Raw genomic sequence first — 14,523 nt, 5'->3', positions numbered from 1 at the left:
GCTTCGCGCCAGATCGCTGCCATGGTTGAATGGATCATCAGTGACGGCCTGACAGGCTATGAGGACGCGGTCACCTTCATGGAGGCGCGAGCCGCAGCAATTCACGCCGGTACGGCCGACGAGTTGATCTGGCTTGTCGAACATCCGCCGCTCTACACGGCCGGGACCAGCGCGCGCGAATCCGACCTTCTGGACGCGCGATTCCCGGTGCACCAGGCGGGACGTGGCGGACAATATACCTATCACGGACCCGGGCAGCGCATTGTCTATGTCATGCTGGACCTGAACCGGCGCGGCAAGGATGTGCGCAAATTCGTATCCGGGCTGGAACAATGGGTCATCGCTGCCCTGGCTGAATTCGGCGTCTCCGCCGAGGTCAGGCAGGGCCGCGTCGGTGTCTGGGTGACGCGGCCCGACAAGCCCCCCCTGCCCGATGGCAGCCCGCGCGAAGACAAGATCGCCGCCATCGGCGTCAAGCTGCGCCGCTGGGTCAGCTTTCATGGCATTTCCATCAATGTCGAACCTGACCTGAGCCATTACACCGGAATCGTGCCCTGCGGCATCAGCGAACATGGCGTCACCAGCCTGGTCGATCTGGGCCTGCCCGTCAGCATGAGCGATCTGGATGTCGCCCTGCGCGACAGCTTTGACGAAATCTTTCGCTGAGAGCCATCTCGGCTACAGATTGCCGCATACGACCTTTCTGGGGATGGCATTGGGGGCCGTCGGCCCTATACAAACAGGCCGGGCAGTTTGAAACGACAACTGACCGGCCAAGCGAGGAGACAGATATGAAATTTGCAACGATCGGCGCCCTTCTGGGCGTGACCCTAGCCATGCCTGCATTCGCCCAGGACGGCGATATCGCCAAGGGTGAAAAGGAATTCCGCAAGTGCAAGGCCTGCCACATGATCGAATCGCCTGAAGGCGAAACCATCGTCAAGGGCGGCAAGACCGGCCCGAATCTCTATGGCGTCATTGGCCGCGCCGCCGGCAGCCAGGAAGATTTCAAATATTCGGACGCGCTGACCGAACTGAACGCCACCGGCGAAGTCTGGACCTCCGAGGATCTGGCCGAATACATCACCGACCCCAACACTTTCGTGCGCGAGAAGACCGGTGACAAGAAGGCCAAGACCAAGATGACCTTCAAGATGAGAAAGAATCAGGCCGATGTTGCCGCCTTCCTGGCCAGCGTCTCGCCAGATGCGGCGGAATGAAGCCACGCCCCTGCGGCATTGAGTCGCAGATCGGGGCACCAATGCTCCCGCGGAATGTGCTATTCTTGCGGGAGTTTTCACTTTTCCGATAGCTTGGCGCATTGCCGGGTGCGAAGCGCTGGTCTAGAAGAAGCGCAGAGCTATGCCGGTCTGCCAGACCGGCTCGAAGACATTCTGAGGGAGTTCGGGTATGGCAGACGCAGCCGCTCATGGCCACGGTGACCATCACGACCAACGCGGATTCTTTACGCGATGGTTCATGTCCACCAACCACAAAGACATTGGTATTCTATACCTATTCACGGCCGCTCTGGTCGGGCTGATTGCGGTCAGCTTCACTGTTTTCATGCGCATGGAACTGCAGCACCCCGGCGTGCAGTACATGTGCCTTGAAGGCGCTCGTTTCATCGCTGATTCGACCGCCGAATGCACGCCCAACGGGCATCTCTGGAACGTGATGATCACCTATCATGGTGTTCTGATGATGTTCTTTGTCGTCATCCCGGCCTTGTTCGGCGGTTTCGGCAACTACTTCATGCCGCTTCAGATCGGCGCTCCGGACATGAGCTTTCCGCGGCTGAACAACCTCAGCTACTGGCTCTATGTGACCGGTGTCTGCCTGGGCGTCGCCTCGCTGTTGACCCCCGGTGGCAACCAGCAACTGGGTTCGGGCGTGGGCTGGGTTCTGTATCCGCCGCTGTCCACTACCGAAGGCGGCTATTCGATGGATCTGGCGATCTTCGCCGTTCACGTCTCGGGTGCCAGCTCGATTCTGGGCGCGATCAACATCATCACCACCTTCCTGAACATGCGTGCCCCCGGCATGACCCTGTTCAAGGTGCCGCTGTTTGCATGGTCGGTCTTCATCACCGCCTGGCTGATCCTTCTGGCCCTGCCCGTTCTGGCCGGTGCCATCACCATGCTGCTGATGGACCGCAATTTCGGCACCAACTTCTTCAACCCGGCCGGTGGCGGCGACCCGATCCTGTATCAGCACATCCTGTGGTTCTTTGGTCATCCCGAAGTCTACATCATCGTCCTGCCGGGCTTTGGCATCATCAGCCATGTGATCGCGACCTTCGCCAAGAAACCGATCTTCGGCTACCTGCCGATGGTTCTGGCCATGGCTGCAATCGGCGTGCTGGGCTTCGTCGTCTGGGCACACCACATGTATACCGTCGGCATGTCGCTGACCCAGCAAAGCTACTTCATGCTGGCAACCATGACGATCGCCGTGCCCACGGGCATCAAGGTCTTCTCGTGGATCGCGACCATGTGGGGCGGTTCGGTCGAGTTCAAGACGCCGATGCTCTGGGCCTTTGGCTTCCTGTTCCTGTTCACCGTCGGTGGCGTGACCGGGGTCGTCCTGTCGCAGGCTCCGCTGGATCGCGTCTATCATGACACCTATTACGTCGTGGCGCATTTCCACTATGTGATGTCGCTGGGTGCCGTCTTTGCCGTATTTGCCGGTATCTATTACTGGATCGGCAAGATGTCGGGCCGCCAGTATCCCGAATGGGCCGGCAAGCTGCATTTCTGGATGATGTTCATCGGTGCGAACCTGACCTTCTTCCCGCAGCACTTCCTGGGCCGTCAGGGCATGCCGCGCCGTTATATCGACTATCCGGTCGAATTCGGCTTCTGGAACAACATCAGCTCGCTTGGCGCCTATCTGTCGTTCATCTCGTTCCTGTTCTTCCTTGGCGTCATGTTCTACACGCTGCGCTATGGCCAGCGCGTGACCGCCGCCAACTACTGGAACGAATATGCCGATACGCTGGAATGGACCCTGTCCTCGCCTCCGCCCGAGCACACCTTCGAGCAGTTGCCGAAGCGTGAAGACTGGGATCACGCGCATTCGCACTGATGCCTTATGAATGGAAAACCACGGCCCCGGATGATTTCGGGGCCGTTTCATTTACGCTGACAGCCCGGCCCTATCGCTCGCTGCCACGCCGCGGCTTTGTCTGGTTCATCGGGGTCACGGCGGTGCTGATTGCCCTGCCCATGATCGCCCTGCTGGGCACGGTGTTGCTGTGGGGCCTGCTGCCCTTCATTGCACTGACCATGTGGGGCCTGTGGCACGGCCTGCAGCGCAGCTATCGCAGCGGCGAGATCACCGAGACCCTGACCCTGACGAAACACGAACTGAACCTGTGCCGCCACGATCCCGGCCGTGCTGACCGCATCTGGACGACCAACAGCTATTGGGTGCGGGTAATGCTGAGGAATGGGCCGGTCGAGGACTATCTGACGCTCAGCGACGGCCAGCGCGAAATCGAGCTGGGCGCATTTCTGACCCCGGAAGAACGCCGCGACCTTTGCCGCGACCTGCAGCGCAACCTTCAGGCCCTGCGCGGCACATAGAAAAAAGGGCCGCAGATGCAGCCCCTTGTCGAGATTTCCCTACCCGGGCGCGCCTAGCCCAGCAGACGGCCCTTGACCATGGCGCCGACGCTGCCGAAATCCATCTGCCCGGCATGACGCGCGCGCAGCTCGGCCATCACGCGCCCCATGTCGCGGACGCTGCTGGCCTCGAGTTCCGAGATCACCGTATCGACCGCGGTGGCGATCTCGTCGGCGCTCATCTGGCGTGGCAGGAACTCCTGAATCACACTGATCTCGTTTTCTTCCTTCTGCGCCAGTTCCAGACGACCACCTTCTTCATAGGCCTTGGCCGATTCCTGGCGCTGCTTGACCATCTTGGACAGGATCGCGATCAGATCCGTGTCGGTCAGCGCACCCCCGTCGCCGTCGCTTCCACGCAGGGCGATTTCACGGTCCTTGACAGCCGCACCGATCAGGCGCAGCGTAGAAAGGCGGTCACTGTCACGCGCCTTCATGGCCTCTTTGGTGGCAGCTTGCAGTTTGGCTCGCAAATCCATCAGACTATCCTTTGGGCAACCCCATTGGGCGCATGTTCACCAAGCGCCGGAAAGATGGCGATTTAGGCAAGCTGGCGGTGGGAATCAAGGGAAGACATTGCGTCATCGGTCGGGCGTGTCTTGACCTTGGGGCGCTACGACCCTATTCACCGGCTGATTTCAGACAGAGGTGCCGACATGGCCACAAAACCGACCGCCTGCCTAGCGCTTGCTGACGGAACAGTATTCTACGGGCAGGGTTTCGGAGCTGCCGGAGAGGTGGTGGCCGAACTAGTCTTCAATACGGCCATGACCGGCTATCAGGAGATCATGACGGATCCCTCCTACGCCAGTCAGGTCGTGACCTTCACATTCCCCCATATCGGCAATACCGGCGTCACGCCCGAGGATGACGAGGCGCAGGATCCTGTCGCCAGCGGAATCATCGTGCGCTGGGACCCGACCGAGCCGTCCAACTGGCGCTCGGCTTCCGAACTGACCGACTGGATGGAGCGGCGCGGCCGCATCGGCATGGGCGGGGTCGACACCCGTCGCCTGACCCGCGCCATTCGTCAGCAAGGTGCGCCTCACGTCGTTCTGGCCCATGACCCCGACGGCAATTTCGACATCGAGGCCATGGTTGCCAAGGCCCGCGACTGGCCGGGGCTGGTCGGGCTGGATCTGGCCAAAGAGGTCAGCTGCGCGCAAAGCTATCGCTGGGAGGAAGGCAATTGGGAGTGGCAGTCGGGTTTCGGCGGTGCCACGCAGGACAAGCCTTTCAAGGTCGTCGCCCTGGATTACGGCGCCAAGCGCAATATCCTGCGCTCGCTGGTGACACATGGTGCAGATGTCACCGTCCTGCCCGCCACCGCGACGGCCGATGAAATCCTGGCGCATGAACCCGAAGGTGTCTTCCTGTCCAACGGTCCCGGAGATCCGGCTGCAACGGGTCAATATGCAGTGCCGATGATTCAGGAACTGCTGTCGCGTGACCTTCCGATCTTTGGCATTTGCCTGGGCCATCAGATGCTGGCGCTGGCGCTGGGGGCCAAGACCGTGAAGATGGGCCACGGCCATCACGGTGCCAACCACCCGGTGCGCGACAATGAAACCGGCAAGGTCGAAATCACCTCGATGAACCACGGATTCGCGGTGGATGCGCAAAGTCTGCCCGAGGGTGTTCTGGAAACCCATGTCAGCCTTTTCGACGGCAGCAATTGCGGTTTGCGGGTTGAAGACAAGCCCGTCTTCTCGGTGCAATATCACCCCGAAGCCGCGCCGGGGCCGCAGGACAGCATGTATCTGTTCCGCCGCTTCGCCGATTCGATGCAGGCGCGCCGCAGCTGAACTCACGAGTCCCGATCGTTTAACCGGTTGTTAACCGATCCTGTGCCAAGCCTTGGGCGATCCCGAAAAGGACACGCCCATGGCAAATCAGGCTCGCGATATCATCGCCCAGAGGCGGCCCCCCCCGCGCCCGACATCCGCGCCTTCCACGATGGCGGCGCGAAACATGTCGCCGCTCGGGAAGATCCTTGTTGAAGATGGCGCGGTCGATGCCGGCAATCTGCTCAAGGCCATTGTCATGCGACAGCGCCAGAATGTCCGGCTTGGAAAAATCCTGCTGACACATGGCTGGGTCACGCCTCAGGCGCTGACGCGCGCGCTCTCGCGGCAGTGGCGCACCTCGATGCTGGATCCCGCGCAAACACCCGTCGATCCGCGGTTGATCGACATCGTCGGTGTCGAGTTCTGCCTGTCTCATGGCATTCTGCCCTGGCGACGAATCGGCGGCACCACATGGGTGGCAACCGCGCATCCCGAAACATTCGAGGATCTGCGCCCGCACCTGCCGGAGGAATTGGGTCGCATTCGCATGCTCCTGTGCAGCGAAGAACAGATTCGTGACGCGATACTTTCGACGCGCCGGGGCCACATGATTCGTGCCGCCGAAATGCGTGTGCCCGCAGCCGACAGCTGTCGCAGCCGGAACGAGGCGTTGATTGGCCGAATCGCGGTCCTGCTTGTTGCCGCATTGGCGTCGGCGTTGTGGTTTTATCCTTCTTGGACCTTCGCCCTGCTGACGGGAATCGTCACGATCGGGCTGATCGCCCAGACCGGACTGAAGCTGACGGCATTTCTTTGCACGCTATGGGCGACCGTGCGCAGCAAGGCAGGGAATATCGATCTGCCCGGACATTCCGGCGCGAAAGAGATGAATGCCCCCCTACCCGTCATCTCGGTCATCGTGCCGCTGTTCGAGGAAAGCGATGTCGCGGGCCGATTGGTCGCACGACTGTCCCGGCTCAGCTATCCGCGCGAACTGACCGATATCGTCCTGGCGGTCGAAGAAAGCGATGCCATCACGCTTGACGCCTTGGGCAGGACCGCCTTGCCCCACTGGATTCGCGTGGTCGAGGTGCCCGACGGCCCGATCAAGACCAAGCCGCGGGCGCTGAACTACGCTTTGAATTTCTGCCACGGCCAGATCGTCGGCATCTGGGACGCCGAAGACCGGCCCGACCCGGACCAACTGCACCGAATCGCGCGGCATTTCCATTTTGCCGCTCCGGAAACCGGCTGCATTCAGGGGGCTCTGGACTATTATAACCCACGCACGAACTGGCTGGCCCGCTGTTTCACAGTGGAATATGCGGCCTGGTTCCGTGTGTTGCTGCCGGGGATCGCGCGCCTGGGCCTCGTCGTGCCGCTGGGTGGCACCACCTGCTTTTTCCGGCGCGAGGCGCTGGATGACGTGGATGCCTGGGATGCTTGGAATGTCACTGAAGATGCCGATCTGGGTGTGCGCCTGGCGCGGCGCGGATGGCGGACCGAGATTGTCGAAACAACCACCGATGAAGAGGCCAATTGCCGCGTCCTGCCCTGGATCAGGCAACGCTCGCGCTGGCTGAAGGGCTTCGCCCTGACCTGGGGGGTGCATATGCGCCATCCTGCTCGGCTTTGGCAGGAACTGGGACCAAGGCGATTCATCGGCTTTCAGGTCCAGTTTCTTGCGATGTTGACCCAATATCTGCTTGCACCAATGCTGTGGAGCTTCTGGCTGCTGGCACTTGGGTTGGCCCATCCGGTCAGCGATACTCTGGAGCCCTTGACCGGAGGCCATGCGATCACGGCGCTAATTGTCCTGTTCCTCACTTCGGAAATGATCGGTCTGATCATCGGCCTATATGCAGTGCGGGGCACCAAGCATCGCCATCTGCTGCCATGGGTGCCGACATTGCATGTCTATTTCCCTCTGGGCTGTTTCGCGGGCTGGAAGGCGATCCACGAAATCATTGCCAAGCCCTTCTACTGGGACAAGACGGCCCATGGTATCTATGACGCGACCGACAGCGAAGAACAGCCAGTCCAGATCCCCGGAACCATCGTCTTGCCGACCTTTGGCCCGATCAATGACACGGGGCTTTCCGACCTGTCCGAGCCAAAGACCTTTCCGGCCCTGGCATCAAGCGGCAGTCACACCACCGGGCGAATCGCACGGGCGGGCTAATGTGCTGGCCCGTCAGGCAACCGGCCCGCGATCACCTCTGCCGCCTTGCGCGTGGCGCCCTCCAGCGCCTCGCGCAAGGCCGCCAGATCATCGCATGACGTTTCGCGCAGCAGAAATTCCTGTCCGCCCCGACCAATTTCATCGGTGGACAACGGCCCTTCAGTCAACAATCGCCCCGAAGCATGCAAGCGCCACAGGAGCCGGAATGTCGAACTCAGAACATCGTATTCCGGCTTTTCCAGCAATCCGGCGCGCCGTCCGGCCCGCAATTGCGCCAAGGTGCCCCGCGCCGCCTCTCCCGTGCGCAGGGCGCAGGATTGCGCGATCAGATCTATATCCTGCAGACGACCGGGACCGATCTTCGCCTCCCAGAGACCGTCGGGCGACTTGGCCGCGAAGATCCTGTCCCGCATGGCTGCCAGATCAGGCATCACGCGCGAATCGGTCCCGCGCTGGCGCAACACATCCGTCCGCAGCTTCTCGACCTGCTCGGCCAGTTGCCCACCGTCTTCGCCGACACCGACGATCACACGGGCACGGGTCAGGGCCAGATGCTCCCATGTCCATGCCTCGATGAGTTGATAATTTTCAAAGCTCTGCACCGAGGTGGCCACCGGCCCCTGCCGGCCCGAGGGGCGCAGCCGCATGTCCACCTCATACAGGCGCCCTTCGGCCGTCAGCGCGGAAACGGCCGTGATCAGCGCCTGCGTCAGCCGCGCGTAATAGGGGCGCGACGCCAGGGGCTTGGCACCTTCGGATCCATCCGCGCCATCGGCATCATAGATCACGATCAGATCGAGGTCCGACGTCGCATTCAGCGTCCGCGCACCAAGTGACCCCATGCCCAGAACCACCGCCCCGCGCCCCGGACAGGTACCATGCCGACGTGCGAATTCCGCCGCCGTCACCGGAAACAGCGCCGCCACGCAGGCATCGGCCAGATCGGCATATTGCACGCCGGCCTCATCCGCGTCGATCAGGCCACGCAGATGATGCACGCCAATCCGGAAATGCCATTCATGCGCCCAACGCCGGGCTTCATCCAGGGCCTTTTCATAGCCGCCATTCGGGCTGGCGATCGCGCCCTGCAAGACCGACTGCAGATTTTCACGCAGCCCCGCCGCCCCCGGCCAGGGTGAAAAGAAGCTGCCGCCCAGAACCGCGTCCAGCACCGAGGAATGACGCGAAAGATAGGTCGCAAGGCCGGGGGCGGTGCCGCAGATATCGACGATCAGTTCGATCAGCTGCGGATTGGCCTCGAACAGGGAAAACAACTGCACGCCGGCGGGCAATCCGGCCAGAAAGCCGTCAAAGCGCTGCAAGGCATCATCGGGATGACCCGCGCGGGCCATGCGTTTCAGAAGCTCGGGCTCGACCCGTTTGAAGATTTCCTGCGCACGCGCGGATCGCAGCGCCGGATAGCCCGGCCAGCGGTCGATGATTTCCTGCGCTGCAGGTGACATTTCCGGCCGATCGGCCTCTTCTCCGGGGGCAAAGAAGGACTCGGTCAGTTCATGCACCCGCTCCAGCCGCGACTTGAGCCCATCGCACCAGGCCTGTTCATCCGCCTGTCCCAGCATCGCGGCAATCACTTTCAACCCCGAAGGATCCTTGGGCAGGTTATGGGTCTGGGCATCATTCACCATCTGGATACGATGTTCGATATCGCGATGCTGACGGTAATGGTCGATCAATTCCTCCGCGACCGGTGCCGGAACCCAGCCCTTCGCCGCCAGAGCCTTCAGCCCGCCTACGGTATCCCGACAGCGCAGATCCGGGTCGCGCCCGCCCGCGATCAACTGCCGGGTCTGGGTAAAGAATTCGATCTCGCGAATGCCGCCGCGCCCCAGCTTCATGTTGTGGCCGGGAATTTCCAGCCTGCCGCCCAGCCCCTTGTGATCGCGGATGCGCAACCGCATGTCATGCGCGTCCTGAATCGCGGCGAAATCCAGATGCTTGCGCCAGACGAAAGGCCGCAGCTCCTGCAGAAAACGCTGTCCGGCCTCGATATTGCCAGCGGCAGCACGTGCCTTGATGAAGGCCGCGCGTTCCCATGTGCGGCCATCAGCCTCGTAATAGGACAGCGCCGCCGAGGCCGAAATGCAGACTGGGGTGACCGCCGCATCGGGCCGCAGGCGCAGATCGGTGCGAAAAACATAGCCATGGCCGGTCACATCCGACAGGGTTGCCGCCATCTTGCGCGTCGCGCGAATCAGCGCGGCGCGGGCCTCTTGCTGATCTTCGGGCGCATAGGCGCTGTCATCGTAGAACACGATCAGGTCGATATCCGAACTGTAGTTCAGTTCTCGGGCGCCGCCCTTGCCCATAGCCAGCACGAACAGGCCCGCAGCATCGGAATCACTCTCGGGCAGCTTGCCGCGGCGTTTTTCATGCGCGACATGCACCCGCAGCGCCAGATCCACCGCCCTGTCGGCCAGATCGGACAGCGCCCCCGTCACGCGCTCCAGCGGCCAGACCCCGCCCAGATCGGCCAGCGCCGCATGCAAGGCAACCCGACGCTTCGCCCGTCGCAGTTCCTCGCCAAGCGCGGCGGCCTGCAGCGTTTCGAAACCTTCGGTCGCAGCGGCGACCGCATCCTCATGTTCCAGCCCGCCGTCACGCAGCCAGTCGGCCTCTTTCTCGATCAGGCCCGACAGATAGGGGCTGCAGCTTGCAGTCGCGGCCAGCAGGTCGACCAGCGGCACGGGCATACCGGCGAAGATGTCGCGGATATGGCTGACACGGTCCTGATCCAGCAGCAGGGGAAGGCGGGTGATGGCATCTGCGAATTTCATGTTCGTCACACTAGACAAAGCCGTTGCGCCGTCAACGGAGCACGACACCCCACTCGTGATCAATTGACGCTTTCGGCGCTTGGCGCATGGCGGTTTCGTTGCTAGGCTTTGATCCAGTTCAACAGAGGCGATCCCGGACCCGTAAGCGCACGCATGATGAAATGTGACCTGTTCAATCGCCGCGCGAGGTGCATCTGATGCGCCATACGCTGCCCCATGCGCCACAATTCTATGTGACCGCGCCGCAGCCATGCCCCTATCTGCATGGCCGCGCCGAACGCAAATTGTTCACGGCGCTGCACGGAGAGAACGCAGTCGAGTTGAACAATGCCCTGTCGCGGCAGGGATTCCGCAGATCCCAGAACGTGCTTTACCGGCCCAGTTGCGAAAGCTGTGTCGCCTGCATGTCGGCGCGCATCCGGGTCGCCGATTTCAGGCCCAGCCGCACGCAGCGCCGCCTGCTGCGGCGCAACCGGTCGATCCGCCGGCTGGCCACCAGCGCCTGGGCAACCGAGGAACAATATGATCTGTTCCGCCAGTATCTGGACAATCGCCATGCCGATGGCGGCATGGCCGATATGGATATCTTCGAGTTCGCCGCGATGATCGAGGAAACGCCCGTCAAGACCCGCGTCATCGAATATCGCGGCAACGCGCAACAGGCCGGAAACGGCACCGAAGACGTGGATCATCTGGCCGCCGTCTGTCTGACCGATGTGCTGGATGACGGGCTGAGCCTTGTCTACAGCTTTTACGATACGACCATGAGCGCGGCGAGCCTGGGCACCTATCTGATCCTGGATCATATAGAGATCGCACGGGCGGCCAAACTGCCCTATGTCTATCTGGGCTATTGGGTGCCGGGCAGCCGCAAGATGGATTACAAGGCGCGCTTCTCTGCGCTGGAAATCTACAAGGGCGGGGTCTGGCAGGATATCGGCGACCCCGAGTCCCATTCAAATGAGTCTCATCCGCTGTCCGTCGATCCGATCGTCGAGCAGGTAGCGCGGATCGCCCTGCCACAATTCAACCGATAGACCGAAAGTCGCGAAAGAAAATTACAATATTTTGCCCCACTGCGTCATTTTATCCGACACACCCCATTGACCATACCTGACACCCTCCATAATTTGCGCCGACACCGGGTCCGACACCGGCCGGTGAAATGAGACAAGATGGAGTGGAAAAGATGTCCCGAATGATGACGGGTGCAAGAATGGTGGTCGAAGCGCTGCGCGATCAGGGCGTCGATACCGTATTCGGCTATCCGGGCGGGGCGGTCCTACCCATCTACGACGAGATATTCCAGCAGAACGACATCACTCATGTGTTGGTGCGTCACGAACAGGGTGCGGTGCATATGGCCGAGGGTTATGCCCGCGCCACCGGCAAGCCCGGGGTTGTTCTGGTGACATCAGGGCCGGGAGCGACCAACGCCGTGACCGGGCTGACCGATGCCCTGCTGGATTCGATCCCGCTCGTGGTGCTGTCGGGACAGGTTCCGACCTTCATGATCGGCACAGATGGCTTTCAGGAGGCCGATACCGTCGGCATCACCCGCCCCTGCACCAAGCACAACTGGCTGGTGAAGGACACCAGCAAGCTGTCGGAAACGATCCACAAGGGTTTCCAGGTCGCCACATCCGGCCGCCCCGGACCGGTTCTGATCGACATCCCCAAGGATGTTCAGTTCGCAACTGCCGAATACGTCGGCCCCAAGCAGGTCGAGACGGGCCGCTATCAGCCGGTGCGCAAGGGCGACATCAATGCGATTACCCGCCTTGTCGAAATGATCGAACAGGCCGAACGCCCGATCCTGTATACCGGCGGCGGTGTGATCAATTCCGGGCCGGGTGCCAGCCAGCTGCTGCGCGAACTGGCCGATGCGACCGGCATTCCAGTGACCTCGACCCTGATGGGGCTGGGCGCCTATCCGGCCTCGGGTCCGAACTGGATCGGGATGCTGGGCATGCACGGTCTGTATGAGGCCAATCTGGCCATGCATGGCTGTGACCTGATGATCAATATCGGCGCGCGTTTCGACGACCGCATAACCGGGCGCATCGCGGATTTCAGCCCCGGCTCGGTCAAGGCGCATATCGACATCGATCCTTCGTCGATCAACAAGGTCATCCATGTCGATCTGCCCATCGTTGGCGATGTCGGCCATGTTCTGGAAGACCTGCTGAAGGTGTGGAAATCGCGCGGACGCAAGACCAACAAGGCGGCGCTTGGCAAATGGTGGGAACAGATCGAGGGCTGGAAGTCCAAGAACTGCCTGTTCTTCCGCAACAGCGATACGATCATCAAGCCCCAGCATGCGCTGCAGCGCCTTGAGGCCCTGACCAAGGGACATGACCGCTATGTCACCACCGAGGTCGGCCAGCATCAGATGTGGGCGGCGCAATTCCTGGGCTTTGACGAACCGAATCACTGGATGACCTCGGGCGGCCTGGGAACGATGGGCTATGGGCTGCCGGCATCGATCGGCGTGCAGATGGCGCATCCCGAAGCCCTGGTCATCAATGTCGCGGGTGACGCCAGTTGGCTGATGAACATGCAGGAAATGGGCACGGCCGTGCAGTTCCGCCTGCCGGTCAAGCAGTTCATCCTGAACAACGAACGTCTGGGCATGGTCCGCCAATGGCAGCAATTGCTGCATGGTGAACGCTATAGCCAAAGCTGGTCGGACAGCCTGCCCGATTTCATCAAGCTGGCCGAAGCCTTTGGCTGCAAGGGCGCGCAGGTTCGTGACCCCAAGGATCTGGACGCCGCGATCCAGGAAATGATCGACTACGATGGCCCCTTCATCCTGGATGTTCTGGTCGAAAAGCATGAAAACTGCTTCCCGATGATCCCCTCGGGCAAACCGCATAACGAAATGCTGCTGGGCGACGCCGAAACCCAGGGAGCGATTCAGTCCGAAGGCGCGGTTCTGGTCTGACGACCTCCTGCGGGGGGCCGTCCCCCGCAGATCAATTTCCCGATGCACCATCAGTTAGGGGCAGAACATGAATGCACTGAACATCCAGAAGGGCGCGTCCAGCCACTCGGCTTATGACCTGCGCGACCCCAATGCCGAATATGAAGAACGTCACACGCTGGCGGTCATGGTTGAAAACGAACCCGGCGTTCTGGCCCGGGTCATCGGCCTGTTTTCCGGGCGCGGCTACAACATCGACAGCCTGACGGTTGCCGAGGTCGATCACGCGGGACATCAGTCACGCATCACCGTCGTCACCCGCGGCACACCCGCGATCATCGAACAGATCAAGGCACAGCTTGGACGAATCGTTCCCGTTCACGAAGTGCACGATCTGACGGTCGAAGGCCCTTCGGTCGAGCGTGAACTGGGACTGTTCAAGGTCGCGGGACAGGGTGACAAGCGTGTCGAGGCGCTGCGGATCGCCGAGATTTTCCGGGCGAATGTCGTTGATTCGACGCTGGAAAGCTTTGTGTTCGAACTGGTCGGAACATCATCCAAGCTGGATGCTTTTGCCGATCTCATGCGACCGCTGGGTCTCTCGGATCTGGCGCGGACCGGCGTGGCGGCTCTGGCGCGCGGTGCCTGAGCGGCGACGGCCGCCATCATGGCATTGGACGTCGGGCGGCTAGTGCCCGGCGCACAAACTGCGCACAGGCGCGCCTTGCGCTGCAGAGGTCCGGCGGGATGGGCCAACATCTTCCTGACGCGAGACCACGCGCAGATGGCATTCCTTTGGCTGCGCCTGATCCGCCGCGGATGTCTCGGCCGCGCGGTTCAGCATATCGGGCAGATCCGGACAGGCCCGGTCCTGCAGCACGCAAACCTGCCGCGCGAAACGCAGTTTTCCGACGATTTCGGAATTCAGTTCGACCAGATCGCCCGGTTCAGGCCAGTCCGCCGCCTCGGCGAAATCGACCCGGCCCTGCAAATAGGCAAGAGAGGCATGGTCTTCGCACCATATGACGGCTTTTTCACGCTCTGAACTGCTCCAGACAATAACCCCGATCATGGGCACCTCTCTCGATAGTCGATTCAACACGATCGGGTTACTGGGACCGATGCGGTATTTATGTACGCTGTAAATGCAGTAAAGCAAAAATCCGCTCATGATCCAGCATTTTTCAACACCCTTATAGGCAAAATTGCG

The 14,523-nt window shown here is 61.4% G+C and carries 12 protein-coding genes; 9 read left to right on the top strand and 3 right to left on the bottom strand.

The genetic code is table 11. The annotated features are described in order from the left end of the window. Positions 1-12: 12 nt before the first annotated feature. The 4 genes from lipB to JHW44_RS04465 all read left to right on the top strand — a co-directional run bounded on the left by lipB (position 13) and on the right by JHW44_RS04465 (position 3,587). Positions 13-666 carry a lipoyl(octanoyl) transferase LipB gene (lipB, locus tag JHW44_RS04480; protein ID WP_276327940.1) on the top strand — a complete coding sequence of 218 codons (654 nt, stop codon included), beginning with the start codon at positions 13-15 and terminating at the stop codon, positions 664-666. A gap of 125 nt (positions 667-791) precedes the next feature. After that, positions 792-1,220 carry a c-type cytochrome gene (locus JHW44_RS04475; RefSeq protein WP_089343221.1) on the top strand — a complete coding sequence of 143 codons (429 nt, stop codon included), beginning with the start codon at positions 792-794 and terminating at the stop codon, positions 1,218-1,220. Between the two features lie 190 nt (positions 1,221-1,410). Beyond that, positions 1,411-3,087, top strand: coding sequence for a cytochrome c oxidase subunit I (gene ctaD, locus JHW44_RS04470; RefSeq protein ID WP_089343222.1), 1,677 nt, complete (start codon positions 1,411-1,413; stop codon positions 3,085-3,087). Continuing rightward, positions 3,087-3,587, top strand: coding sequence for a DUF2244 domain-containing protein (locus JHW44_RS04465; protein ID WP_089343223.1), 501 nt, complete (start codon positions 3,087-3,089; stop codon positions 3,585-3,587). Before ctaD ends, JHW44_RS04465 begins: the two co-directional genes overlap by 1 nt. A 53-nt stretch (positions 3,588-3,640) precedes the next feature. Here the strand turns inward: JHW44_RS04465 and JHW44_RS04460 are convergent, their stop codons facing one another. Further along, the gene (locus tag JHW44_RS04460) at positions 3,641-4,105 is read right to left on the bottom strand and encodes a GatB/YqeY domain-containing protein (protein ID WP_089343224.1); all 465 of its coding nucleotides are present in this window, start codon (positions 4,103-4,105) and stop codon (positions 3,641-3,643) included. Between the two features lie 177 nt (positions 4,106-4,282). Here JHW44_RS04460 and carA point away from each other — a divergent pair, with 177 nt between their 5' ends. Next, on the top strand, positions 4,283-5,431 hold the full coding sequence (gene carA / locus JHW44_RS04455; protein ID WP_089343225.1) for a glutamine-hydrolyzing carbamoyl-phosphate synthase small subunit: 1,149 nt from the start codon (positions 4,283-4,285) through the stop codon (positions 5,429-5,431). Positions 5,432-5,510: 79 nt separating this feature from the next. Continuing rightward, a complete protein-coding gene (locus JHW44_RS04450; RefSeq protein ID WP_089343226.1) occupies positions 5,511-7,595 on the top strand; it encodes a glycosyltransferase family 2 protein in 2,085 nt (694 codons plus the stop codon). Here JHW44_RS04450 and JHW44_RS04445 read toward each other — a convergent pair. Further along, the gene (locus tag JHW44_RS04445) at positions 7,592-10,390 is read right to left on the bottom strand and encodes a [protein-PII] uridylyltransferase family protein (RefSeq protein WP_089343227.1); all 2,799 of its coding nucleotides are present in this window, start codon (positions 10,388-10,390) and stop codon (positions 7,592-7,594) included. The genes JHW44_RS04450 and JHW44_RS04445 overlap by 4 nt on opposite strands. 197 nt (positions 10,391-10,587) lie before the next feature. Here JHW44_RS04445 and JHW44_RS04440 point away from each other — a divergent pair, with 197 nt between their 5' ends. The 3 genes from JHW44_RS04440 to ilvN all read left to right on the top strand — a co-directional run bounded on the left by JHW44_RS04440 (position 10,588) and on the right by ilvN (position 13,962). Continuing rightward, entirely contained in the window at positions 10,588-11,427 is an 840-nt protein-coding gene (locus tag JHW44_RS04440; protein ID WP_089343310.1) for an arginyltransferase, read from the top strand. Between the two features lie 152 nt (positions 11,428-11,579). Then, positions 11,580-13,334, top strand: a complete 1,755-nt coding sequence (locus JHW44_RS04435) for an acetolactate synthase 3 large subunit (RefSeq protein ID WP_179217637.1) — start codon at positions 11,580-11,582, stop codon at positions 13,332-13,334. 67 nt (positions 13,335-13,401) lie between these two features. Next, positions 13,402-13,962 carry an acetolactate synthase small subunit gene (gene ilvN, locus JHW44_RS04430; protein WP_089343229.1) on the top strand — a complete coding sequence of 187 codons (561 nt, stop codon included), beginning with the start codon at positions 13,402-13,404 and terminating at the stop codon, positions 13,960-13,962. A gap of 39 nt (positions 13,963-14,001) precedes the next feature. Here the strand turns inward: ilvN and JHW44_RS04425 are convergent, their stop codons facing one another. Further along, entirely contained in the window at positions 14,002-14,385 is a 384-nt protein-coding gene (locus JHW44_RS04425) for a hypothetical protein (RefSeq protein WP_089343230.1), read from the bottom strand. Between the last annotated feature and the right edge of the window lie 138 nt (positions 14,386-14,523).

Source organism: Paracoccus seriniphilus, assembly GCF_028553745.1.
GTDB classification, from domain to species: Bacteria; Pseudomonadota; Alphaproteobacteria; order Rhodobacterales; family Rhodobacteraceae; genus Paracoccus; species Paracoccus seriniphilus.
Note: the sequence above shows the minus strand (reverse complement) of the source record. Positions and strands in the feature narration are given on the sequence as shown.

Excerpts from the sequence above, each read along its gene's own strand:
- JHW44_RS04460 (WP_089343224.1), bottom strand. The coding sequence starts at position 4,105 with ATGGATTTGCGAGCCAAACTGCAAGCTGCCACCAAAGAGGCCATGAAG.
- carA (WP_089343225.1), top strand. The coding sequence starts at position 4,283 with ATGGCCACAAAACCGACCGCCTGCCTAGCGCTTGCTGACGGAACAGTA.
- JHW44_RS04440 (WP_089343310.1), top strand. The coding sequence starts at position 10,588 with ATGCGCCATACGCTGCCCCATGCGCCACAATTCTATGTGACCGCGCCG.
- ctaD (WP_089343222.1), top strand. The coding sequence starts at position 1,411 with ATGGCAGACGCAGCCGCTCATGGCCACGGTGACCATCACGACCAACGC.
- JHW44_RS04435 (WP_179217637.1), top strand. The coding sequence starts at position 11,580 with ATGTCCCGAATGATGACGGGTGCAAGAATGGTGGTCGAAGCGCTGCGC.
- JHW44_RS04450 (WP_089343226.1), top strand. The coding sequence starts at position 5,511 with ATGGCAAATCAGGCTCGCGATATCATCGCCCAGAGGCGGCCCCCCCCG.
- ilvN (WP_089343229.1), top strand. The coding sequence starts at position 13,402 with ATGAATGCACTGAACATCCAGAAGGGCGCGTCCAGCCACTCGGCTTAT.
- JHW44_RS04445 (WP_089343227.1), bottom strand. The coding sequence starts at position 10,390 with ATGAAATTCGCAGATGCCATCACCCGCCTTCCCCTGCTGCTGGATCAG.
- JHW44_RS04425 (WP_089343230.1), bottom strand. The coding sequence starts at position 14,385 with ATGATCGGGGTTATTGTCTGGAGCAGTTCAGAGCGTGAAAAAGCCGTC.
- JHW44_RS04465 (WP_089343223.1), top strand. The coding sequence starts at position 3,087 with ATGCCTTATGAATGGAAAACCACGGCCCCGGATGATTTCGGGGCCGTT.
- JHW44_RS04475 (WP_089343221.1), top strand. The coding sequence starts at position 792 with ATGAAATTTGCAACGATCGGCGCCCTTCTGGGCGTGACCCTAGCCATG.